The sequence below is a fragment of the Aeromonas sp. 62-46 genome (genome assembly GCF_001898585.1).
Lineage (GTDB): Bacteria > Pseudomonadota > Gammaproteobacteria > Enterobacterales > Aeromonadaceae > Aeromonas > Aeromonas caviae.
Map to the genome: position 1 here is coordinate 1 of NZ_MKUI01000037.1, position 22,235 is coordinate 22,235.

Below are 22,235 nucleotides of genomic sequence, written 5' to 3' on the forward strand. Positions count from 1 at the left end.
GTTTAGCTCAGCTGGGAGAGCACCTCCCTTACAAGGAGGGGGTCACTGGTTCGAGCCCAGTAACGACCACCATATTGAAAAGCCCGCAGCGATGCGGGCTTTTTCGTTTCCGTCTCTCATCAGGTTCGCAGTCGATCCAGCTCGCTTGCCAGGGTGGTGGCCGCCTGTTCCAGTGCCTCGCTCAGGCGCTGGCTGGCATTGGCCTCTTGTCCCAGGGTGGTGGCGGCGTCACCGATGCGCATCAGGTTCTGGTTGATGGTGTCGCTCACGGCACTCTGCTGCTCGGCGGCGGTCGCCACCTGGCTGATGTGATCATGGATCTGCTGGATCTGGGTGACCACCTGATTGAGTGCCTCGAAGGCCTGCTCCGTGCCTTCAACCGTGCTCACCGAGCGGGCGATCCCTGTGCTCATCAGCTGCTGGCTGCTGGTGACCTCGGTTTGCAGGCTGCCGATGAGCTGCCCTATCTCGTCGGTGGATGAGCGGGTCTTGTTGGCCAGCGCCCTCACCTCGTCCGCCACGACGGCAAAGCCCCTGCCCATGTCGCCGGCCCGAGCCGCCTCGATGGCTGCGTTGAGGGCCAGCAGATTGGTCTGTTCGGCAATGGCCCGGATCACATCGAGAATGTGGCTGATATTGGTGCTGCGCTGGGCGACCTGGGCGACCGCCTTGTCGGCCTGATGCATGTCCTCGACCAGGGTATGGATCTCGCTGCGGGCCCTGCTCAATGTCTGCTGGGCCGTGCTGACATGGTGGGTCGCCGCTTCCGACTCCTGCGCCGCCTGTTCCGCATAGCCCGCCACGCTGACTGCCGTGGTGCTCATCTCGTGCATGGCGCTGACCACGCTCTCCAGCTCCAGGCTCTGATCATCCAGGCTGCTGCGCATGGCATCGGCCGTCTGCTTCATGCCCCTGGCCTGCTGATGCACCTGTTGCCCAATCTGCTTGCTGCCCTGCACCATGGCCCTCAGCTTGCCGAGGAAGGCATTGAGATGCCTGCCCAGCTCGATGAGCTCCTGGTGGGTGTCGATACGCATCTGCTGGGTCAGGTCGCCTTCATTGCTGGCGAGGTGGGAGACGTGGCGGCTGATGAGGGAGAGGGGCGCCGTGATGGTCTGGATGAACCAGACAAGCAGGCCCAGGGCCACTAGGGTGATGACAACGATGGCAACCAGCTGCTGCTGCTGGGTCGCCTGCAACAGGCTGCCGAGCTGCTGGCTGATGGTGTTGGCCTGGCTGAGGGCGAGGGCCTTGGGCACCTTGATCATCAGCCACCACTGGTTGTCGGCGGCATCGATCCGTATGGGCTGCTGCAGGATGAAATCGCTGTCGGTATCGGCGGGGCGTCCATGCGGGGCAACCAGTCCGGCCTCTGTCAGGGGACGCCCCAGTTTGTCCGAATGGCGGTTGCTGCCGACGATGAAGCCCGCCTTGCTGACCAGGGTGACCTCGGCCTGGTTGTCATAGAGGCTCTTGCCAAGGTGCTCAGCCAGTTGCTGGAAGATGGGCAGGTTCATGTCGACCCCGGTGATCCCGGCAAACTTGCCATCCTTGAGGACGGGCACCGTCAGGCTGGTCATCAGCATCTTCTGACCAGGGCTTATCTCGTAGAGGTAGGGTTCCATCAGGCAGGGGCGACGTGTCTCGCGACCGCAGAGATACCACTCGCTGTTGCGAATGCCGAATTCATTGCGCGAGGTGTCGAACTTGGCGTCACTGGTGGCGGCATCTATGGTCTGCTGCGCGATGTTTCCGTTCTGTTCCCGGGTGAAGTAGACCTCGAGACTGCCCTTGCCGGCAACCGAATGGCTGGCACCCGTCTGCCAGTCGGCGTCCTGTCCGTCGTAACCGTTGGGTTCGAACTGGGCGTAGATGGAACTGATCCCGTTTGCCTGGCGCAGGCGGCTGCCAAGCTGGAGCTCCACTTGTGGGCGACTCAGCCGCTGGTCCGGCTGGGCCATGCTTCCTTCAAGCTGCGCCGCCATGCCGAGCGGTATCTGATAGGCCTGCTGCAACTGGTCTTCGATCTGCACGGCATACCGCTCTGCCTGGAATTGCAGGGAACGGGAAACCTCCTGCTCCAGGGCGCCACGGGTCTGCGCCATGATGTCATCGCGCAGACCGTTCAACGAGGAGGACTGTATCCATGTCATGGCGACGCCACTGGCGAGAAAAAGTCCCAGCGTGAGCAACAACAACTTGGTCTTGAGCGAACGTTGTTTCATTCGACAACTCCTTTTGGCAAGAATGACAACGATATGGTCGGAGCGGGTCCTGACAGTTGTACTGTACTGGATTTGTTGATGGGTTTGTGCACGGCTTCTGGTTATAATTTTGGCCTTCCCGAGCGTTGATGGAACAGTCGCAATGAGCAATGCACTGAGCAGTATTCCGCCGGTAGTCGAGATGGACTACCCCTTCCCGGCCAAACCACAGCCCCTGACTCCCGAGCAGAAGGCGACCCTGATCGCCGAGATCAAGGTGCTGCTGCAGGCGCGCCAGGCCGTGCTGGTTGCCCATTACTACACGGATCCCGAGATCCAGGCCCTGGCAGAAGCCACCGGTGGCTTCGTGGGTGACTCCCTGGAGATGGCCCGCTTCGGTCGCGACCATGCAGCCCAGACCCTGATCGTGGCCGGTGTGCGCTTCATGGGAGAGACCTCCAAGATCCTGAGCCCCCACAAGCGGGTGCTGATGCCGACGCTGGAGGCCGAGTGCTCTCTTGATCTGGGTTGTCCCATCGACCAGTTCTCCACCTTCTGCGATGCGCACCCCGATCACATCGTGGTGGTCTATGCCAATACCTCGGCAGCGGTGAAAGCACGGGCCGACTGGGTGGTCACCTCCAGTATTGCACTGGAGATCGTCGAACATCTGGACAGTCAGGGTCACAAGATCATCTGGGGCCCGGACCGCCACCTCGGCGCCTATATCGAGAAGAAGACAGGGGCCGAGATGCTGCGCTGGCAGGGTCACTGCATCGTGCACGACGAGTTCAAGGCCAAGGCGCTGCGCGAGCTCAAGGCCCAGAACCCGGATGCCGCCGTGCTGGTGCACCCGGAGTCCCCGGCCTCCGTCATCGAGCTGGCGGATGCGGTGGGTTCCACCAGCCAGCTCATCAAGGCCGCCAAAGAGCTGCCCCAGCAGAAACTGATCGTGGCGACCGATCGCGGCATCTTCTACAAGATGCAGCAGGCCTGCCCGGAGAAAGAGATGGTGGAAGCGCCCACCGGCGGTGATGGTGCTACCTGCCGCAGCTGCGCCCACTGCCCCTGGATGGCGATGAACGGCCTGGTGGCCATCAAGGAAGCCCTGACCGACGGTGCCGAGCGTCACGAGATCCATGTGGATGAGGCACTGCGTCTCAAAGCGCTTGTCCCGCTCGATCGCATGCTGGATTTCGCCGCCGAGCTCAAGCTCAAGACCCAGGGCAACGCCTGATCGTCGCTGATGGCAAGATGCAAAGAGGGCTCCCGCGGGAGCCCTCTTTAATTTATCCGTCAGCCGTATCGTCAGATGATGACGGTGGAGAAGCTGTGCTCCTCGTCGGGCGCGACAGTGATCCCGTCCTCGGCGGTGATGGCCGCCTCGACACAGAGCATGGTGCGATAACCGTCGTCACTCATGTCGGCCATGGCGCTGGCCCCTTCCTGCCAGGGGGTCCAGACCACCACGCTGTCGTGGTTGCCGCTGACCACCCGGGTGGTGCGCTCACCATCCTGCACGCTGACCATGGCATCGGGCTGGCGGTAGATGCGATCCATGGCTGCGGTGACGGTCAGCGCTCCCTGTTGCAGTTCGTTTCGGCCGGTCAGCTTGTCCAGATAGGGTTCGCCGAGGCCGGTCACGGTTACCGCTTCCGGCGCACTGATCTGCAGGTAGGTGTGCAGGGCGGCATTGTAGGTGAGCGCTGACTTGCCGGTGTTGCGGGTGGTCAGCACCAGGGAAAGCTCCTTGCCGACCAGTACGTCCAGCTCCAGCTCGAAGGCATGGGGCCAGAGTGTCCTGCTGGCATCGTTGTCACGCAGGGAGAGGTGGACGAGTGTGCCATCCCCGTGATCGGAGACCCCATCCAGCGTCCACAGGCAGTTGCGTGCGAAGCCATGAGCCGGTTTGCCGCTGCCAACGCGAGCGGGGGAGGGGCCGAACCAGGGCCAGCAGAGGGGAATGCCGCCGCGAATGGGCTTGCTGCCATCCAGTATCGCCTTGTCGCTGAGCCAGAGAGAGGCCGGCTCACCATGGCGTTGGTAACGCAGCACATGGGCGCCAAACAGGCTTATCTCGGCCCTGGCGTGCTCATTGTCTATGGTCAGCAGGGGCAGGCCATCCTGGCTCAGGGTGCAGTGGGCAGTCAGCGTACGTGTCGGTGTCATAAAGGCTCCAGTGCTCGGGGACATTCAGAAAGGGTCCGTGATTCAGAATACAAAAAGGCGGCCATTGGCCGCCTTTTTTCAAGCTACGCGATTGCGCATCCCAAATTACTTGGAGATGTGAGCGATCAGGTCCAGAACCTTGCTGGAGTAGCCCATTTCGTTGTCGTACCAGGAGACGACTTTCACGAAGGTCTTGTTCAGCTGGATACCAGCCTTGGCATCGAACACGGAAGTCTGACGCTCACCCAGGAAGTCGGTGGAAACCACTTCGTCTTCGGTGTAGCCCAGCACGCCCTTCATGGCGCCTTCGGAGGCAGCCTTCATGGCCTGGCAGATTTCAGCGTAGGACGCTTCTTTCTTCAGGTTGACGGTCAGGTCAACAACGGACACGTCCGGAGTCGGAACGCGGAAGGCCATGCCGGTCAGCTTGCCGTTCAGTTCCGGGATGACCACGCCAACAGCCTTGGCAGCACCGGTAGAGGACGGGATGATGTTCTGAGCCGCACCGCGGCCACCGCGCCAGTCTTTGGCAGACGGACCATCAACGGTCTTCTGGGTAGCAGTGGTAGCGTGAACGGTGGTCATCAGGCCGGATTCGATACCGAAGGTATCGTTCAGAACCTTGGCGATGGGGGCCAGGCAGTTGGTGGTGCAGGAAGCGTTGGAAACGATGTCCTGGCCAGCGTAGGAATCCTGGTTGACGCCCATGACGAACATCGGGGTAGCGTCTTTGGACGGACCGGTCAGTACGACTTTCTTGGCACCGGCAGCGATGTGCTTGCGAGCGGTTTCGTCGGTCAGGAACAGACCGGTTGCTTCGGCAACAACGTCAACACCGATTTCGCCCCATTTCAGGTTGGCCGGGTCACGTTCAGCGGTAACACGTACGGTTTTGCCGTTGACGATCAGGTTGCCGTCTTTGACTTCAACAGTGCCCTTGAAGCGACCGTGAGTGGAGTCGTACTTCAGCATGTAAGCCATGTAGTCAACGTCGATCAGGTCGTTGATACCAACCACTTCGATGTCAGCACGCTCAGCGGCCAGACGGAAAACGAAACGACCGATACGGCCAAAACCGTTAATACCTACTTTGATAGTCATAATTGGTTACCTAACTGTTCAGTAGTCAAAGAAAATTCCGTTTGTAAATTTACTAGAACTCCCTCGCGAGTCAACCAACAATCTGCTCGAAATTGCGCTATATCATGAAAAACTGTGAAATTTATTTTCGGTTTATGTAACTGGCTACCAACTTTTGTTGAATGCATCATCAGCAAAGTCGGTGGCAGAGAACAACAATAGTGCCTGCCCGGTCACACATCCAGCCGGGGAGATATGTAAAAATGTGCGCGGTTTAGCATGGCCAAAGAGCCACTGTTCAAGTACCAACCATAAAAATTAATCACAAAATAGCGTAGACAGAATCCACAGCGGGAATTCTCAAACTATGACCACCCTGATTGAACAGCTGGCTGCCGCCAAAGGCATTGCCAGTGAGTATGTTGATGCCTGGGGCCAGCCGGCCCTGGTATCGGAAGAGAGCAAGGCCGCCATGCTGGGCGCCATGGGCTACCGCGTCGACGACGAGGCCGCCCTGTCCGAACAGCTTGAGCAGGAGCACCGCCAGCACTGGCTGCGCGCGCTGGATCCCGTGATGGTGGTACGCAGCGGCGACGCCGTTACTCTTGAGGTTCGCCTCCCCATCGAATTCGTCAACGATGCCCTCACCTGGCAGCTCCAGCAGGAGCAGGGTGCAGTGCTGTCCGGTCAACTCACCCCCATCGAGGGTGAGCTGGTCGGGGTGGCCGAGTTCGAGGAGATGGAGTGCCAGGCCTATCGCGTCACCCTGGATATGCAGCCTGCGCTGGGTTATCACCAGCTCATCCTGCTGGAAGAGGGCAATGACGAGCCGCTGGCCACCATGCGTCTCATCGTCGCCCCCAAGTCCTGCTACAAGCAGGCGCCCATCGCCAATGGTCGCAAGGTGTGGGGCCCGAGCGTCCAGCTCTACTGCCTGCGCAGCCGCCACAACTGGGGCATCGGCGATTTCAGCGATCTCGGCCAGCTGGTTGAGAATGCCGCCGCCTGGGGAGCCCACTTCGTCGGTCTCAACCCCATTCATGCCCTCTATCCGGCCAACCCGGAGAGTGCCAGCCCCTACAGCCCTTCTTCCCGTCGCTGGCTCAACGTCGCCTATATCGATGTGGAAGCGGTGCCCGAATTCCTGGGCAACGATCGCCTGAAAGCGGAAGTGGCGAGCCCGGCCTTCCAGCAGCACCTCACCTCCCTGCGGGTCAAGGACAATGTGGATTACACCGGCGTCATCCAGACCAAGATCGGGATGCTGCGCCAGGTATTCGACCAGGCCAGCTTCAGCGCCGAGCGTCAGGCTGCGTTCGATGCCTTCGTGGCTGCCGGCGGTGACAGCCTGCAACAGCAGGCAGCGTTTGACGCCCTTCAGGCCCACTTCTATGCCAAGGGCGAGAATGCCTGGGGCTGGCCGGTCTGGCCCGAGGCGTTGCGCGATTACCACAACCCCGAAGTGGCGGCCTGGATGGCCGAGCACCAGCAGGATGTGGCCTTCTATCTCTATCTGCAGTTCCTGGCTGACGAGCAGCTGGCCCGGGCCGATGCCCGCGCCAAGGCCGCCGGCATGGTGATGGGGATCTACCGGGATCTGGCGGTCGGCGTCTCCGAAGGTTCCACCGAGATCTGGGCAAACCGGGATCTCTACTGCCCGAAAGCCTCGGTCGGTGCACCGCCCGACATTCTCGGCCCCCTCGGCCAGAACTGGGGCCTGCCCCCCATGAACCCGAACCAGCTGTTCGAGGCCGCCTACCAGCCCATGGTGGATCTGTTCCGTGCCAACATGCGCTCCTGCGGCGCCCTGCGCATCGACCACGTGATGGCCTTGCTGCGCCTGTGGTGGGTGCCGCCCGGAGAGTCCGCCGCCAAGGGGGCCTACATCTATTATCCGGTTAATGACCTGCTGGGGATCCTGGCGCTGGAATCCCACCGCAACCAGTGTCTGCTGATCGGCGAGGATCTGGGGACGGTGCCGGAGGGGATCGACGTGACCCTGAAAGAGAACGGCGTCCACTCCTACAAGGTGTTCTTCTTCGAGCGTTCCAAGGACGATGGTGGCTTCATCTCCCCGGCACACTACGCCGAGCAGGCGATGTCCGCCCTGACCACCCACGACATGCCGACCCTCAAGGGCTTCTGGCACTGCGACGATCTGGCGCTGGGACGCGAACTGGGCCTGTACCCGGATGAAGACGTACTCAAGACCCTGTATGCTGATCGCCACCAGGCCAAGCAGCGGATCCTTGACAGCCTGCATGCTCATGGGGTCATCTCTGGCAATATCAGTCAAGACGTGAACTGGGTCGGCATGAATACCGAGCTCAACCACGGTCTGCAACTGCACATGTCCCGCGGCAGCTGTGCCCTGTTCAGCACCCAGCTCGAAGACTGGCTGGAGATGGACAAGCCGGTCAACGTGCCGGGTACCAGCTACGAGTACCCCAACTGGCGTCGCAAGCTCTCCCGGGATCTGGAGGATATCTTCGCCGACGAGGCGCTCAAGAATCTGGCGGGCAAGATGAGCCGGGCCCGTGACGAGGCCAGCCGTTGAGCCTTGAACGCCAACATGTGACTCACTTTCATCCGCTTCGGCTTCGGCCGAAGCGGATGTTCAGCCATCAAAGGAAATGTCGATGCCCGTTGAACGTTTGGTTGCCGCCCGCTGTGCCGATCCTTTCTCCCATCTAGGCCTGCTGGCCAATCCGGATGGGCCAGGCCTGAAACTCACCGCCTGGTTGCCCGATGCACTCGAGGTCCGGGTCAGGGATCTCAAGTCAGGCAAGATAGTTGCCACCCTGACCGCCGCTGACGAAGCGGGCCTCTTTGAAACTGTTTTCACCCGCCGCAAGAATCCCTTCCCCTACCAGCTCATCGCGACCTACGCCGACGCCAGTGCCGACATCATCGATCCCTATCAGTTCCAGGCTGCCGCCTGGGAAGGGCTGGCGGAACTCACCTGGCAACCGGAAAACCTCTACCACACCCTCGGCGCCCAGTTGCGCACCGTGACGCACCTCGGCCAGCAGGTGGAAGGGGTACGCTTTGCCGTCTACGCGCCGAGCGCCACGGCGGTGAGCCTCATCGGGGATTTCAACTTCTGGGATGGCCGCCGTCACCCCATGCAGCGCAGCCAGTGCGGCCACTGGGTGCTGTTCGTGCCGGGGCTCAAGGCCGGGGATCGCTACAAGTTCGAACTCAAGGACCCGGCGGGCAATCGCCTGCCCCACAAGAGCGACCCGGTGGGCTTCTACTGCGAGCAGTACCCCTCGTTCGCCTCCGTGGTCTATGACCACGGCCAGTACCAGTGGCAGGACGCCGACTGGCGCGAGAGTCAGCTCAATGACAAGCGCGAGCAGCCCCTTTCCATCTACGAGCTGCACGTGGGTTCATGGAAGCGTCACTCCAACGGCGACAGCCTGAGCTGGCGCGAGCTGGCGGTGGAACTGGTGGATTACATCAAGGAGATGGAGTACACCCACATCGAGCTGCTGCCAGTCTCCGAGCATCCCTTCAGCGGCTCCTGGGGCTACCAGCCGGTGGGCATGTTCTCCCCCACCAGCCGCTACGGCACGGCCGACGATTTCAAATACTTCGTGGATCAGTGCCACCAGGCGGGGATCGGCGTGATTCTGGATTGGGTGCCCGCCCACTTCCCGTCCGATGCCCACGGCCTGGCCCGCTTCGACGGCACGCCGCTCTACGAGTACGAAGATCCGCGCCGTGGCTGGCACCCGGACTGGAACTCCTACATCTATGACTTCGGTCGCGACACCGTGCGCCAGTTCCTGGTGGCCAGCGCCCTGTTCTGGCTCGACAAGTTCCACATCGACGGCCTGCGGGTGGATGCGGTCGCCTCCATGCTCTATCTGGATTACTCCCGCAACGCCGGTGAGTGGGTGCCCAACGTCGATGGCGGCAACCACAACTACGAGGCGATCAGCCTCTTGAAGTGGACCAACGAGGAGGTGTACGGCAAGTACCCCCACGCCATGACCATCGCCGAGGAGTCCACCGCCTTTGCCGGGGTCTCCCGTCCCACCTTCCTCGGTGGCCTGGGGTTTGGCTTCAAGTGGAATATGGGCTGGATGCACGACACCCTCAGCTACATGCAAAAAGAGCCCATTCACCGTCGCTACCACCACAACGACATGACCTTCTCCATGGTGTACCACTATGACGAGAACTTCATTCTGTCCCTCTCCCACGACGAGGTGGTCCACGGCAAGCACTCCCTGCTCTACAAGATGCCGGGGGACGAGTGGCAGCAGGCCGCCAACCTGCGCGCCTACATGGGCTTCATGTATGCCCACCCCGGCAAGAAGCTCAACTTCATGGGCACCGAGATCGCCCAGAGCAACGAGTGGAATCATGATGCCCAGCTGCCCTGGCACCTGTTGCAGTACCCCAGGCACGGCGGCCAGCAGCGGCTGATCCGGGATCTCAACCACCTCTATCGTCATGAACCTGCCTTGTATCAGGCGGATTATGAACAGGGAGGTTTCCGCTGGCTGGATCACAACGATGCCGACAACAGCATCTTCGCCTGGCTGCGGGCCGACAAGCTGGGGGCCCATCCGCTGGTGGTGGCCTGCAACTTCACCCCGGTGCCGCGCATCGGTTACCGTCTCGGGGTGCCGTCTGCCGGTCGCTATCGGGTGGTGCTCAACACCGACAGCGAGCATTACTGGGGCAGCAACTATGATGTGGGTCTGGTCTTCGTCGCCGAGGCGACCCCCTGGCAGGGGATGGCACATAGCCTGGTGCTGGACTTGCCGCCGCTCGCGACCTTGTTCATCAAACAGGAGTCCTGATGTTTGAAATGGAAAACGGGGTAGATCACCCGCTTGGCGCCCGTCTGGACGAGACGGGCTGCCACTTCTGTGTCTGGGCTCCCCAATCGGACAAGGTGGAGCTCTGCCTGTTCGACGATGAGGAGCAGGAGCTGGCGCGTCTCCCCTTGCCCGGTCGGCGCGGCCAGTACTGGTTCGGCCACGTGCGAGGGGTCAAGGCCGGTCAGCGCTATGGCTACCGGGTGCATGGCTCTCCCCAGGAGGGGTTGCTGTTTGACCCGGACAAGCTGCTGATAGACCCCTACGCCCGGGCGCTCAGCCGTGCCACCCACTGGGACGATGCCCTTTACGAGGGGGACAGCGCGGCCATGGTGGGCAAGTCGGTGGTGGTGGACGATGCCTTCGACTGGCAGGGGGTCGGCAAGCCCGGCATCCCGCCGGAGCGGGTCGTGCTCTACGAGACCCACGTCAAGGGGTTCACCCGCCAGCACCCCGGCATCCCCAAGGCGCTGCAGGGCACCTATCTGGGCATCAGCCACCCGCTGATGATCGAGCATCTGCAGGGCCTGGGGGTGACCTCGGTCCAGCTAATGCCGGTGGCGGCCTTCATGTCCGAGCCCAGGCTCGAGCAGCTGGGGCTGACCAACTACTGGGGCTACAACCCCATCGCCTTCTTCGCGCCCGAACCGCGCTACGGGGCGAAGGATGCGGTGACCGAGTTCAAGACCATGGTGCGCGAGCTGCACCGGGCGGGGCTCGAGGTGATCCTGGACGTGGTCTACAACCACACCGCGGAGTCGGGCTTCGACGGCCCCATGCTCTCCCTCAAGGGGTTTGACAACGCGGGCTACTACGCCTTCGAGTCGGGGGCCCACGGTCCGGATTACCATCGCCACGCCAACGTCACCGGCTGCGGCAACAGCGTCAATCTGGATCACCCCAACACTCTGCGACTGGTGCTCGATGCCCTGCGCTACTGGGTCACCGAGATGCAGGTGGACGGTTTTCGCTTCGATCTGGCGGTCACCCTGGCGCGGGAGGCGGGGGAGTTCGATCCCATGAGCGCCTTCTTCAAGGCCATGATGGCGGATCCCGTGCTGGCGCGGGTCAGGCTCATCGCCGAACCCTGGGACATCGGCCCCTTCGGCTATCGTCTCGGCCAGTTTCCGAGCCAATGGCTGGAGATCAACGATCGTTACCGCGACACGGTGCGCGCCTTCTGGCGCGGGGATGCGGGCAAGATGGGGGATTTTGCCACCCGTCTGGTGGGCTCGCGGGATCTCTTCCCGAAGAACTGGCGCTCCCCCCACACCAGCGTCAACTACCTCTGCTATCACGACGGCTTCACCCTCGAGGACCTGGTCTCCTACAACCAGCGCCACAACCAGGCCAACGGCGAGGACAACCGGGACGGCCACGGCAACAACCTCTCCAGCAACCACGGGGTGGAGGGGCCGACCCTGGACCCGCGCATCAACAACCTGCGCCAGCAGCAGAAGCGCAACCTCATCGCCACCCTGCTGCTGTCACAGGGGACGCCCCACTTCCTGGCCGGGGATGAGATGGGCCGCAGCCAGCTTGGCAACAACAACGCCTACTGTCAGGACAACCAGATAAGCTGGGTGAACTGGCAACTGCGCCCGGAGGACGAGCGGCTGCTCGCTTTCACCCGCCAGATGATGGCGCTGCGGGCGGAGTCCGGGGTCTTCTCCAACCTGCAACTGAGCGACGACGGCTGGAACGGCAAGGCGACCAGCTGTCACCAGGTGAACTGGTATCACCCGGACGGCCATCAGCTCACCGATCAGGACTGGCACGCCCCCATGGGGCAGGCGTTTGCCATGGACATCGGCATGATCGGCTGCATCGGGGAGCGCTGGTACGTGCTGTTCAACGCCAGCGACTATGACATCCAGTTCCGCCTGCCGCCGCCGGGGGAGGGCATGGAGTGGATCCAGACCATCGACACCGCCACCAACGACGGCCTGCCCTTCCTGCCGGACGACATCAAGCGGCAGGTGGCGGTGGGGCGTGCCCACTCCCTCAAGCTGCTGGAGCGGGTCGCCCTGCCGGCGGCGGTGCTGGCGAGCGAAGGGGTGGTGGCAGCGGATGTTGTCGCCGTGTTGCCAACGGGATCACAGTTCCCGCTGGCGGGGTAGAGCCAGGCGCCCTGACTGGGTATGCTGGGCACCGTTATCAGTGGTGAGGAGCCGGAATGAGCAGTAACAACCCTGAACAGTGGCGCGACAAGCTGAGTGCAGAGCAGTTCCACATCTGCTGGGAGAAAGGGACCGAGCGTCCCTACAGCGGTGCCCTGCTGCACAACCGTAAGAGCGGCGATTACCACTGCGTCTGCTGCAAGCAGGTGCTGTTCCACTCAGCAGCCAAGTTCGACGCGGGCTGCGGCTGGCCCTCGTTCGACCGGGCCATCGAGGGGACGGTGACCTACACCGAGGACAACAGCCACGGCATGAAGCGGGTGGAGATCACCTGCAGCCAGTGCGGCTCCCACCTCGGCCACGTCTTTCCCGACGGGCCGACCGAGACCGGCCAGCGCTACTGCGTCAACAGCCTGAGCCTGGATTTCGAGCCCGACGCCTGATCCCCGACACGACCAGCGGCGCCTCCCTTCGGAGGCGCCGCTTTTTTATCTCCCCCTGTCAGGTGCCGGGCTATGCCAGCGGCAGGTAGATGTCGGTGACCAGCTCATGGGTGGGCACCTCGTGTACAAAGTTGTGGTAGTGGAAGAAGAGTGGAAAATCCCGCAGCTCTTCGCCGCTGGCGGGCAGCAAGTCGCGGTAGAGCGCCCGGGCACAGTCGGCCAGGAGGTCGTGGGAGCCGCGGTGGCGTACCACGGCGCAGCGCCCGGCCGGGATGAGGGCATTCTTCACACCCCACTCATTGTCCTCGGCGACGGGGGCCTCGACGCTGCCACAGAGGGTAAAGCGAAACGCCGCACCCTCCGTCGTGGCGGGGTCGTCCGGCGCCAGGCCATAGGTCCGGCTGGTGGCGACCGGGGAGCCGCCCGTGGCCTTGCGCCACTGGATGAAGCGCGCCGCGGTGTCGTTGATGCGCTCGGGCAGGCCCTGATGGGTCAGGGCGGCGACGGCGGTCTGCGGGAACTGGATGATGTCGACTCGCATGGGGTCAATCCTCTTTGTGGGGGGCCGTGGCAGGCAGCGATGCCAGCTGGCCCAGTCCGGGTGATGCCTGAACTGGCTGGGCGTCAGGCCGAACGTCTGCTTGAAGGCGCGACTGAAAGATTCGCCATGCTGGAAGCCGGCATCGAGGGCGATATCAGTCACCTTGTCCAGAGGTGCGAATGCCAACCGGTAAGAGGCCCGCTTCAGCCGCAGCAGCTGGATGTAACGCCCCAGCGGCACGCCGCAGTAAGCGGCAAATTGCCGATGAAAGTGAAAGGGCGAAAAGTGCGCCACGGCGCTGAGCCGCTCCAGCGACAGGTCGTCGTCGAGATGGCGCTCGATGTGCTCTGTCACCGTTTGAAAGCGTCGGCGGTAGGCCTCTGTCTGGTTGTGATCCATGGTCTCTCCTCTGTGCTGCCCACTATCGGCCAACGGGCCCGAGCTGTCCTGACGGATCTTGCTCTCTTTGCCTCCCTTCGGTGAAAAGAGCCATGACCGCCAGCCCGGCGGGCGCTGCCTGACTTGTCGCGGGTTCGTCAGGCCAGCAGCAGGGCTGCCCCCGTCAGCAGGGCGGCGAGGGGAAGAACGGGGAGCCGTGGCACCCGCAGCAGGTAGAAGCCGACGGCGGCCAGCGCCAGATCGGTGGGGGAGAGCACGGCGCTCTGCCACACCGGCTGATAGAGGGCCGCCAGCAGCAGCCCCACCACGGCGGCGTTGATGCCGGCCACGGCCCCCGCCAGACGGGGGCGGGCCAGCCAGTGCTGCCAGCAGGGGCCCAGCGCCCAGAGCAGCAAGAAACCCGGCAGGAAGAGCGCCAGGGTCGCCAGCAGCGCCCCGATGAGGGGTGTGGCGGGCAGCAGCACGGCGCCCAGGTAGGTGGCCAGGGTGAACATGGGGCCGGGTACCAGCTGGGCCAGGCCGTAGCCGGTCAGGAACTGCTGCTCGCTCAGGTGGTGACCCAGGCTCTCCTGCAACAGGGGCAGCACCACGTGACCACCGCCAAATACCAGGCTGCCTGCCCGGTAAAAGTCGGCCAGCAACTGGCTGACGGGGCCGCTCGCCACCAGGGGCAGGCCGACGAACAGCAGGGCGAACAGCAGCAGGGTCGGCCAGTGAGGCTGGCGATCCGGAGTGGACGCGAGGCCCTGACTCCCCGGGTGCGGCTCGCGCAAGGCACAGAGGAGGGCCGCGCCGAGCAGCATGGCGACCTGGGTCAGAAGACCGGGGGCGCACCAGAGGGCGGCGGCGGTGGCCACCATGACCCCCTGTTGCAGCGCCGTCTTGCAGAACTGGCGGCTCATGGTGAGCACGGCATCCGCCACCACGACGAGCGCCAGCAGCTTGAGGCCGTGCAGGGCGGCGTCCAGCCAGAGGTTGCCCGCAAGCTGACCCAGACCGACGGCGGCCGCCAGCAACAGCAGGAAGGAGGGGAGGGTAAAGCCGACGAAGGCAGCCAGGGCGCCGCCGATGCCGGCGCGGTGGCGGCCGATGGCAAAGCCGAGCTGGCTGGAGGCCGGACCCGGCAGCAGTTGGCACAGGGCCAGCAACTGGGCGAACTCCGCCTGGTTCAGCCAGCCCAGCCGCTGGACAAAGGTGCGCTGAAAATAGCCGATATGGGCGGCCGGCCCGCCAAAACTGATGCATCCCAGCCACAAGAACTGCATGAATACCTGTCCCATCTTCCCCTCCTCGTCATCATCCTGGCCCGGATAATATGACAAAAAAGTGACAGTTTGGTGACGGTACGCCCTCCCGCGCAGCCTGCCATCAACAGGGGCTGGCGGGGTGGCTGGTCGCCTCCGCCAGCTGACGAGAGGTACCGGGGTGACGCGCGGCAGCCTGCCGGTGAGGGTCAGGGGGCAGGTTGTGCCTGGGGCAGGTAGCATTGTCCCGCCAGCCAGCAGGCGATGGACTGGCGACTGGCATCGAAGTGAGGCTCGGGCAGAGTGTGCGGGTCGCACCAGATCCAGCCCTCGCATTTTTCCGGCTCCAGCAGTTGCGGCTCCCCGTCCACCTCTGCCAGCAGGGTGACCGAGATGTAGTGCAGGCCGCTCTCGCGCCAGGTCTCCAGGTTGTTGGTGACGGCGATGACGCGAGGCTGGCGGATGACGAAGCCGGTCTCCTCCGCCACCTCCCGGATGGCTGCCGACTCGAAGGTTTCCCCCAATTCCAGATGACCGCCGGCGATGGACCAGTAGGGGGCATGGCTGCCCTTGCGCTTGCCAAGCAGTACCTGGCCCTGGCCATTGGTGAGAATGACGCCGACACCGACGCGGGGATAGGGGGTAGACATAGGGGAGGCTCCTTGCTGAGACGGCGGGGTGCGCCAGGGAAAACGGGCTCACCTTAGGGGGGATGGGCCCGTTGCGCAAGCCGCCTGTTCAAGGGCGATCGGATGCCGATTTTCCATCGCTTCAATGGATGGGTCTGGCGACATTCTATCTGTTAAATAGATGGGAAATGCCCCCGGATCAGGGCAGTCTGACCAGCATTTTGCCGGTATTGTGGCCCTGGAACAGTCCGATAAAGGCTTGCGGCATGCAGGCCAGCCCCTCGCTGACGGTCTCCTCGGCCTGGAGGGTGCCCGCTTCGAAGGCCGGCATGGCCTCGGCCAGGAACTCCCCGTAGTGCTGCCAGTGATCGGAGACCAGCAGTCCCTGCATCAGGATGCGCTTGCGGATCACCTGGGAGAGGTTGCGCGGGCCGCTGGCCTGGCCGTTGCTGTTGTACTGCTCGATGAGGCCGCACAGCACGATGCGCCCGTGCACCACCAGGTGGTTGAGGGCGGCATCCAGCATGGCGCCCCCCACGTTCTCGAAGTAGACGTGGATGCCTTCGGGGGCGAGGCGGGCCAGCTCGGCGTCGAGATCCGGGGTCTCCCGGTAATTGATCACCGCATCGGCTCCCAGGGTCTTGAGGTAGGCGACCTTGTCGGCCGAGCCGGTGGAGCCGATGACCCTGGCCCCCGCCTGCTTGGCGAGCTGGACCGCCATGGTGCCGACCGCCCCGGAGGCTGCCGAGACCAGCAGGGTTTCACCGGCCTTCAGGTGTGCCACCTTGTGCAGGCCCGCCCAGGCGGTCATGCCCGGCATGCCGAGGGCGCCGAGGAAGCGCTGGGGCGGCAGGGTGGTGTCGGGCAGGCGGGTGAGCTGGGCGGCGTTTGCCACGAAGGCATCCCGCCAGCCCAGCATGCTGCTCACCTTGTCCCCCACCTTGAAATCGGGATGGCGCGATGCCTGTACCGTGCCGATGGCGCCGCCGTCGAGGGGACCGTTGAGGGGGAAGGGAGGAACGTAGCTTTTTGCCTCGCTCATGCGGCCGCGCATGTAGGGATCCACCGACAGCCACTGGTTGGCGACCTGCACCTCTCCCTCCTGCAGGGCGGGCAGGGGCACGTCCCGGAGGGTGAAGTCCTCCAGGGTGGGGAGACCGGTGGGGCGACGCAGCAGTTGGATTTGATGGCTGATGGCATTCATGGGCATTCTCCGGCAGTGGGGCCGCGCGTCGGGCGGCGGCCTGGTATTTTTGTTTGTGTGCAAACTAAAATCAGGGTAGTCCTGAACGCGGGGGCTGGCAACTGTTTTGTGTGCAAACTATTCAGCCCCGAAGTTGATGGGGTATACTGCCCCCTTGTCGTCAGCGAGGTCCTCCATGAGCGAATTGAAAAAGCAGGTCTGTTTTGCCCTCTACAGCGCCTCCAATGCGGTGATGCGTGCCTATCGGCCGCTGCTGGACAAGCTGGATCTCACCTATACCCAGTACCTGGTGATGCTCTCGCTCTGGGCCCGGGACGAGGTCAGCCTCAAGGAGATAGGGCAGGAGACCGGACTGGATGCGGGCACCCTGACCCCCATCGTCAAGCGGCTGGAGAGCAAGGGGTGGCTGACCCGAACCGTCTCCCACGAGGATGAGCGGCAAAAGTGCATCAGTCTGACCGAGGCGGGACGCCAGTTGCAGCAGGAGGTCAGGGAGTGCTGTCTGGCGGACAGCTTGCGCAATCAGGTGGATCTGGCCGATGCTGAGTTGGCCCAGCTCAAGCAGCTTTGCGATCGCGTGGCGGCGCAGCTGGGGCGCTGATCCCTTTTCCCGTCAGGAGTGACCCGATGAAACCCATGCAATCCCTGCTGCCTCTGTTTGCCATCCTGCTGTGCGCCTGCGCCGATACCTCCTATCCCCGTTCCGAGCTGCAGATCGACGATGCCGATGCCTGGCAGGCCATCTGCAAGGACGGGGTCCGGGTGAGGGCGGTCACCGACGAGGGGATCTGTGCGGATCACCGCGGGGTGGCCATGTGGACAAATAAACCAAGGGCTGCACGGATGGCAGAAGAAGCGGCCAAGTAGTGTGACCTGTACGACATAAAATGACATGACCGGCCATGGGGCCGGTTTTTTTCGCGATCTTGCCAGCACTTTGGCACCTTGTTCATGGTGCACTCATTTTTCTCTTCCCATACTGGCCCTCAAGGTAGCAAACCAACGGGAGAGAGAGATGCAATCATCCATCGTCGGGCTCTCCATTCTGTGGGGGCTGGCCAGCTTTGGTGTTCAGGGGGATTTCATCGAGAGCCGTGATACCGCCTCCCCCTCCTGGCAGGCCGAGTCCAGAGTGGAGATGGAAGGGTACTTGATGGAGTCGTTGGGCGCCGATCGCTGGGTGTTCGACAACGGCAGCGAGAGCCTGGAAATCTCTCTGCCCAAAGGGCAGTGGGTGTCGACCGGTGAGCGGCTGCGGCTGCGCGGCGAACCCCTGCAGGAGCAGAACGGCTGGTTGCTGCAGGTGCAGGACGTCAGCCAGGTCGAGACATGACGAGGCGTTCGCCACCTGGCGGGCGATGGCGCCCGGGGGCTGTGTTGACCGCGAATACCCTTGATAGCAGAGACAAGAAGAGGAGGCCCTGGCCTCCTCTTGCTTTTGGTGCTCCCCGGATGCGGGGTGGGTTGTCAGCCCAGGTGGTTGAGGGGCAGGGCGGTCTTGTGCTTGATGCGGCGCAGCACGAAGCTCGAACGCACCCCGGTCACGCCGGAGATGTGGGTCAGTTTGTCCAGCAGGAAGTGCTGGTAGTGCTCCATGTCCCGCACCACCACCTTGAGCTGGTAATCCGCATCGTTGCCGGTGATGAGGTCGCACTCCAGCACCTCGGGCAGATCCTTGACGGCGCGATCGAAGTTCTCGAACCGCTCCGGAGTGTGCCTGTCCATGGAGATGTGAATGTAGGCGGTGAGGGTCAGCCCCAGCTGGCGGGCATTGAGCAGGGTGACATGGGTATCGATGAGACCGGCATCCTCCAGCGCCTTGACCCGGCGCGAGCAGGGGGAGGGAGAGAGCCCGACCAGCTCGGCCAGCTCCAGGTTGCTGATGCGGCCATTTTCCTGCATCAGCTCCAGAATATGCCTGTCTATACGATCAAGTTTCAGCATTCTCCGTACCTCTTCGCAATTACTAATCCACTTTTCCTAGATTAAGGGTGAACTATTGCAAAAACAACTGAAAATACCTGCTACTTCACAACCACTCACCGCATCGCGGGGAGTACCATGGTTACATCTTCCGGTGGCAAGACAGGCGCCCGACCAGGCACCTGTGGTGAAGGACCTTACCGGGTCAAGAGCCCCATCAGCCGTTCGACCTTATCGGGAAACAACGGGCTGGAACGAGAGCACCCCCTCCCCGAAGGCAACAAAGCAGGCATCCCGGCGCCTGCTTTGTTGTTTTTGCGTTCCGCCCGCTCAGGGGCGGGGCGGCCGGATGCGATAGAGGCAGCGGCTGTCCCCCTCTAGCAGATACTGCTCCCGCTCCACCTCGGCCGGCGCCAGCAACCGGCGAAACAGCGCCAGCTCGCTGCGGCAAAAGCCCCGACAGGCTCTGGCCGCACTGCAGATGGGGCAGTGACTCTCCCACCACAGCCAGCTGCCGTCCTCCTCCTGCGACATGTCCGCCATATACCCCTCCTGGGTGCGCAGCGCCTTGAGCGTCATCAGCCTGTCTGCCAGCGCCGGCTGGGTCAGCCTGGATTCATAGCGTGTCTGCATCTGCTGCTCCCGCCGCGCGATGAGCTGCTCCATGCCCGCGTCGCCAAACACCTGCCGGATGTCGTCGATCAGTTGCAGGGTCAGATCGCCATGGGTGTCGGGGAAGCGTTGCCAGGCCTGGTCGGTGAGGTGCCACAGGCGCACCGGGCGACCACGGCCGCGGGCCTCGTCACTAAACCCCACCCAGCCCTCGGACTCCAGGGCCATCAGGTGCTGGCGCGCCCCCATGGACGTCATCTGCAACTGGTCGCCGAGTTCGGCGGCGCTCTGGGGGCCGCGGGTTTTCAACAGATAGAGGATCTTGTCGGTACTGGCGTTCATGGGAGCTCCGGTGGTGGGTATCGGTGCGGTGACCGCCTGGATGAGGTCATTATGGGTAGCAGGGAGATTTAAATCAACAATCTGCTTTACTTAATGGACAACCCCTCACAATATAAATAAACCAATAACTTTATTTAATGAGGCAAAGATGGAAGGGATCAAGGGACAGGCGACCCTCTGGGTATTGGTGATGACGGTGACGCTGGCGGTGGCGGGATTCAGCCTGCCTTCCCCCGTCCTGGCACCGCTGCTGCTGGATCCGGCCCAGGGCATGTTGACGCCACAGGCGTCGGACTGGAGCCGCAAGGTGTGGCTTGGCGTCATCATGGGGCTCTATCCGTTGTTTCAACTGCTGGGGGCCCCCTTGCTTGGCCGTCTCTCCGATCGTCATGGGCGCAAGCCGGTGCTGACCCTCTGTCTGGTGGGGGTGCTGGCGGGGTATGTGCTGATGGCCCTCGGCATCGCCTGGCGTTCCCTGCCGCTCTTGCTGCTGAGCCGGGTGGTGGAGGGCTTCTTCAACGGCGACATCGCCATCGTGCAGGCGATGGCGGCGGACATGAGCACGGCCAGGACCAAGGCACGCAACTTCGCCCGCATCAACATCGGCATGAACCTGGGCTGGGTGGTGGGCCCCATGATTGGAGGCTATGCGGCCGTGGTCTCGGGGGATTACAGCCTGGCGGCCTGGCTGGCGGTGGGGATGACGGTGATCAACCTGCTGCTGGTGCTCTGGCTACTGCCCAATCGTCCCCCGGTGCCGGCGACCCGGGATGAGGCTCCCCTCTCGACCCGCCAACTGCTGCTGCAACCTCGTCTCCTGCCCTACTTTGCCCTGACCCTGGCAAGCTACGGGGCGGTGCAGCTCTACTTCACCTACTTCAATGTCTGGCTGGTGGAGCGGCTGGCATGGGATCCGGTGCAACTGGCCCAGGCCGCCGTGCTGGTGAGCGTGCCCATGATGCTGGGCTCCTGGATCGGTGAGCAGCTGGCACGGCACTGGCGCGGCAGCTCCCTTGGCATCGTCGGCCACCTGGTGATGGCGGTGGGCATGCTGATGTTCATCCTGCCGACCCAGTGGTGGGGGCTCGCGCTCACCTTCATCCCGGCGGGCATCGGCATGAGCCTGGGGGAGCTGGCCACCTCGGTGGCGGTCTCCAACCGCAGTCATGCCAGCCAGCAGGGGCAGGCGATGGGGCTCTACCGCGGTCTGGCGGTGGGCAGCGAGATCCTGGCGGTGGTGCTGGGCAGCCTGGTGCTGCTGGCGGGGACCGAGTGGCCCTTCTACCTGGCCGGCCTCTGCGGCGTGATCTGTGCCCTCGGTTTCTACGGATTGCGCAGACGGGCGGACAGGCGAAACGCCGTGGCCGGGTGCGCCGAGGCGGGCTGACGAAGGGCGCGGGGATCACAGTTCGGCGACGGGATGGCGGGCCGGACTTGCATCGCGGCGCCGAGTCTGGGACGGTATGGCTCTTTGCTCCGCTGTTCCCGCCCCCCGGCGAGCGCGTCTCCCATCATGGGCCTTGCGATGCCCAGTCCGCATTCCCGGCGGTGAGATGTGTCGTCATGGCACTGGAAACGGGAGGGGATGGCGCCGCACCCGTCTCGACATTCTTGGAGGTGATATGAGTCGTTATCAGGCCATTGCATTGGACATGGACGGTACCCTGCTGAACCGGGATCACAAGATCTCGTCCGCTACCCGGGCTGCCCTGGCCCAGGCCCGGGCCCACGACATCAAGGTGCTGCTGGTGACGGGTCGCCACTTCATGACGGCCCGTCCCTTCCACCACGAGCTGGCCCTCGACACCCCCATCATCTGCAGCAACGGCGCCTACCTCTATGATCCGGTGCAGGAGAGGATCCTCGCCGGGGATCCCCTGGCCGTGGCGCCTCTCACCACCCTGCTGGAGGAGGTGCAAGCCCAGCAGATGGGGGCGCTGTTCCACCTGGGGGACGGCATCGGCTACCTGGGCTGCGAGGAGCACGTGGGCCGGATGCGGCGCTGGTCGGCAACCCAGCCGGATCACCTCAAGGTCTCCCTGCTGCCCGCCGAGGATATCGAGTCCTGGTTGCAGTCCCCCATCTGGAAACTGGAGTTGTTCAACCAGGACCCCGGCCGGTTGCACCGTTTCGTCGGGGAGGTGGTGGAGAGACTGCCCTTCACCCGTGACTGGGCGGCCCCCTATGCGGTGGAGCTGGTGCAGCCCGGTTGCAGCAAGGGCAACCGGCTGGCCCAGTGGGCGGCGAGCGAGGGGATCGCCATGGAGAACCTGGTGGCCTTTGGCGACAACAACAACGACATCAGCATGTTCGAGCAGGTGGGGCTGGCGGTGGCCATGGGCAATGCGGCGCCCCAGATCCAGGCCCATGCAGACCGGGTCACCGCGGATCACAACGAGGATGGCATCGCCCTGGCGTTGCAGCGCTGGGTCCTGCCCGCCTGAGGGGAAAAACAGTCTGCGGCATAAACAGAAAGGGGCCATGTCGGCC

19 protein-coding genes are annotated in these 22,235 nt (G+C 63.4%); 10 read left to right on the forward strand and 9 right to left on the reverse strand.

Annotated elements, in window-relative coordinates:
- Positions 1–119: 119 nt before the first annotated feature.
- Positions 120–2,225: a methyl-accepting chemotaxis protein gene (locus tag BGO64_RS12475; RefSeq protein WP_286700741.1), complete on the reverse strand. Its 2,106-nt coding sequence runs from the start codon at positions 2,223–2,225 to the stop codon at positions 120–122.
- 142 nt (positions 2,226–2,367) lie between these two features.
- Here BGO64_RS12475 and nadA point away from each other — a divergent pair, with 142 nt between their 5' ends.
- A complete protein-coding gene (nadA, locus tag BGO64_RS12480; protein ID WP_286700742.1) occupies positions 2,368–3,441 on the forward strand; it encodes a quinolinate synthase NadA in 1,074 nt (357 codons plus the stop codon).
- A gap of 71 nt (positions 3,442–3,512) precedes the next feature.
- Here the strand turns inward: nadA and BGO64_RS12485 are convergent, their stop codons facing one another.
- Positions 3,513–4,373: a D-hexose-6-phosphate mutarotase gene (locus tag BGO64_RS12485; protein WP_042015770.1), complete on the reverse strand. Its 861-nt coding sequence runs from the start codon at positions 4,371–4,373 to the stop codon at positions 3,513–3,515.
- A gap of 105 nt (positions 4,374–4,478) precedes the next feature.
- Complete coding sequence (gene gap / locus BGO64_RS12490; RefSeq protein ID WP_010672882.1) at positions 4,479–5,474, reverse strand: type I glyceraldehyde-3-phosphate dehydrogenase; 996 nt, start codon at positions 5,472–5,474, stop codon at positions 4,479–4,481.
- 346 nt (positions 5,475–5,820) lie between these two features.
- On the opposite strand from gap, the gene malQ reads away from it, so the two are divergent.
- From malQ to msrB, 4 genes are all read left to right on the forward strand, one after another.
- Positions 5,821–8,010, forward strand: a complete 2,190-nt coding sequence (gene malQ, locus BGO64_RS12495; RefSeq protein WP_286700743.1) for a 4-alpha-glucanotransferase — start codon at positions 5,821–5,823, stop codon at positions 8,008–8,010.
- An 82-nt stretch (positions 8,011–8,092) separates the two neighbouring features.
- Positions 8,093–10,270, forward strand: coding sequence for a 1,4-alpha-glucan branching protein GlgB (gene glgB, locus BGO64_RS12500; RefSeq protein WP_286700744.1), 2,178 nt, complete (start codon positions 8,093–8,095; stop codon positions 10,268–10,270).
- On the forward strand, positions 10,270–12,408 hold the full coding sequence (gene glgX, locus BGO64_RS12505) for a glycogen debranching protein GlgX (RefSeq protein ID WP_286700745.1): 2,139 nt from the start codon (positions 10,270–10,272) through the stop codon (positions 12,406–12,408). The genes glgB and glgX overlap by 1 nt, the downstream gene beginning before the upstream one ends.
- 56 nt (positions 12,409–12,464) lie before the next feature.
- Positions 12,465–12,851, forward strand: a complete 387-nt coding sequence (msrB, locus tag BGO64_RS12510) for a peptide-methionine (R)-S-oxide reductase MsrB (RefSeq protein WP_049635936.1) — start codon at positions 12,465–12,467, stop codon at positions 12,849–12,851.
- 70 nt (positions 12,852–12,921) lie between these two features.
- Here msrB and BGO64_RS12515 read toward each other — a convergent pair whose 3' ends face one another.
- The 4 genes from BGO64_RS12515 to BGO64_RS12530 all read right to left on the reverse strand — a co-directional run bounded on the left by BGO64_RS12515 (position 12,922) and on the right by BGO64_RS12530 (position 16,868).
- On the reverse strand, positions 12,922–13,791 hold the full coding sequence (locus tag BGO64_RS12515) for an AraC family transcriptional regulator (protein ID WP_286700746.1): 870 nt from the start codon (positions 13,789–13,791) through the stop codon (positions 12,922–12,924).
- Between the two features lie 137 nt (positions 13,792–13,928).
- Positions 13,929–15,071 carry a chromate efflux transporter gene (gene chrA, locus BGO64_RS12520; protein ID WP_286700747.1) on the reverse strand — a complete coding sequence of 381 codons (1,143 nt, stop codon included), beginning with the start codon at positions 15,069–15,071 and terminating at the stop codon, positions 13,929–13,931.
- 173 nt (positions 15,072–15,244) lie between these two features.
- On the reverse strand, positions 15,245–15,685 hold the full coding sequence (locus tag BGO64_RS12525) for a nucleotide triphosphate diphosphatase NUDT15 (protein WP_039039391.1): 441 nt from the start codon (positions 15,683–15,685) through the stop codon (positions 15,245–15,247).
- Between the two features lie 178 nt (positions 15,686–15,863).
- A complete protein-coding gene (locus BGO64_RS12530; RefSeq protein ID WP_286700748.1) occupies positions 15,864–16,868 on the reverse strand; it encodes an NADP-dependent oxidoreductase in 1,005 nt (334 codons plus the stop codon).
- A gap of 175 nt (positions 16,869–17,043) precedes the next feature.
- On the opposite strand from BGO64_RS12530, the gene BGO64_RS12535 reads away from it, so the two are divergent.
- From BGO64_RS12535 to BGO64_RS12545, 3 genes are all read left to right on the forward strand, one after another.
- Positions 17,044–17,469, forward strand: coding sequence for a MarR family winged helix-turn-helix transcriptional regulator (locus tag BGO64_RS12535; RefSeq protein WP_029313694.1), 426 nt, complete (start codon positions 17,044–17,046; stop codon positions 17,467–17,469).
- Positions 17,470–17,504: 35 nt separating this feature from the next.
- Positions 17,505–17,735, forward strand: coding sequence for a hypothetical protein (locus tag BGO64_RS12540; protein ID WP_029313696.1), 231 nt, complete (start codon positions 17,505–17,507; stop codon positions 17,733–17,735).
- Between the two features lie 148 nt (positions 17,736–17,883).
- Positions 17,884–18,201: a hypothetical protein gene (locus BGO64_RS12545; protein WP_128272358.1), complete on the forward strand. Its 318-nt coding sequence runs from the start codon at positions 17,884–17,886 to the stop codon at positions 18,199–18,201.
- A gap of 134 nt (positions 18,202–18,335) precedes the next feature.
- Here BGO64_RS12545 and BGO64_RS12550 read toward each other — a convergent pair whose 3' ends face one another.
- The gene (locus tag BGO64_RS12550; RefSeq protein WP_010672894.1) at positions 18,336–18,812 is read right to left on the reverse strand and encodes an Lrp/AsnC family transcriptional regulator; all 477 of its coding nucleotides are present in this window, start codon (positions 18,810–18,812) and stop codon (positions 18,336–18,338) included.
- Between the two features lie 309 nt (positions 18,813–19,121).
- Positions 19,122–19,745 carry a helix-turn-helix transcriptional regulator gene (locus BGO64_RS12555; RefSeq protein WP_286700749.1) on the reverse strand — a complete coding sequence of 208 codons (624 nt, stop codon included), beginning with the start codon at positions 19,743–19,745 and terminating at the stop codon, positions 19,122–19,124.
- A gap of 148 nt (positions 19,746–19,893) precedes the next feature.
- Here BGO64_RS12555 and BGO64_RS12560 point away from each other — a divergent pair, with 148 nt between their 5' ends.
- Together BGO64_RS12560 and BGO64_RS12565 are read left to right on the forward strand one after the other, a co-directional pair.
- Entirely contained in the window at positions 19,894–21,132 is a 1,239-nt protein-coding gene (locus tag BGO64_RS12560) for an MFS transporter (protein WP_286700750.1), read from the forward strand.
- 235 nt (positions 21,133–21,367) lie between these two features.
- Positions 21,368–22,189 carry a Cof-type HAD-IIB family hydrolase gene (locus BGO64_RS12565; RefSeq protein WP_109112599.1) on the forward strand — a complete coding sequence of 274 codons (822 nt, stop codon included), beginning with the start codon at positions 21,368–21,370 and terminating at the stop codon, positions 22,187–22,189.
- Positions 22,190–22,235: the final 46 nt, after the last annotated feature.

Bases quoted from the DNA above. Each gene is read 5' to 3' on its own strand.
- nadA (WP_286700742.1), top strand. From the start codon at position 2,368: ATGAGCAATGCACTGAGCAGTATTCCGCCGGTAGTCGAGATGGACTAC.
- BGO64_RS12555 (WP_286700749.1), bottom strand. From the start codon at position 19,745: ATGAACGCCAGTACCGACAAGATCCTCTATCTGTTGAAAACCCGCGGC.
- chrA (WP_286700747.1), bottom strand. From the start codon at position 15,071: ATGGGACAGGTATTCATGCAGTTCTTGTGGCTGGGATGCATCAGTTTT.
- BGO64_RS12475 (WP_286700741.1), bottom strand. From the start codon at position 2,225: ATGAAACAACGTTCGCTCAAGACCAAGTTGTTGTTGCTCACGCTGGGA.
- malQ (WP_286700743.1), top strand. From the start codon at position 5,821: ATGACCACCCTGATTGAACAGCTGGCTGCCGCCAAAGGCATTGCCAGT.
- BGO64_RS12535 (WP_029313694.1), top strand. From the start codon at position 17,044: ATGAGCGAATTGAAAAAGCAGGTCTGTTTTGCCCTCTACAGCGCCTCC.
- gap (WP_010672882.1), bottom strand. From the start codon at position 5,474: ATGACTATCAAAGTAGGTATTAACGGTTTTGGCCGTATCGGTCGTTTC.
- BGO64_RS12515 (WP_286700746.1), bottom strand. From the start codon at position 13,791: ATGGATCACAACCAGACAGAGGCCTACCGCCGACGCTTTCAAACGGTG.
- glgB (WP_286700744.1), top strand. From the start codon at position 8,093: ATGCCCGTTGAACGTTTGGTTGCCGCCCGCTGTGCCGATCCTTTCTCC.
- glgX (WP_286700745.1), top strand. From the start codon at position 10,270: ATGTTTGAAATGGAAAACGGGGTAGATCACCCGCTTGGCGCCCGTCTG.
- BGO64_RS12565 (WP_109112599.1), top strand. From the start codon at position 21,368: ATGAGTCGTTATCAGGCCATTGCATTGGACATGGACGGTACCCTGCTG.
- BGO64_RS12485 (WP_042015770.1), bottom strand. From the start codon at position 4,373: ATGACACCGACACGTACGCTGACTGCCCACTGCACCCTGAGCCAGGAT.
- BGO64_RS12540 (WP_029313696.1), top strand. From the start codon at position 17,505: ATGCAATCCCTGCTGCCTCTGTTTGCCATCCTGCTGTGCGCCTGCGCC.
- BGO64_RS12560 (WP_286700750.1), top strand. From the start codon at position 19,894: ATGGAAGGGATCAAGGGACAGGCGACCCTCTGGGTATTGGTGATGACG.
- BGO64_RS12525 (WP_039039391.1), bottom strand. From the start codon at position 15,685: ATGTCTACCCCCTATCCCCGCGTCGGTGTCGGCGTCATTCTCACCAAT.
- BGO64_RS12530 (WP_286700748.1), bottom strand. From the start codon at position 16,868: ATGAATGCCATCAGCCATCAAATCCAACTGCTGCGTCGCCCCACCGGT.
- BGO64_RS12545 (WP_128272358.1), top strand. From the start codon at position 17,884: ATGCAATCATCCATCGTCGGGCTCTCCATTCTGTGGGGGCTGGCCAGC.
- BGO64_RS12550 (WP_010672894.1), bottom strand. From the start codon at position 18,812: ATGCTGAAACTTGATCGTATAGACAGGCATATTCTGGAGCTGATGCAG.
- msrB (WP_049635936.1), top strand. From the start codon at position 12,465: ATGAGCAGTAACAACCCTGAACAGTGGCGCGACAAGCTGAGTGCAGAG.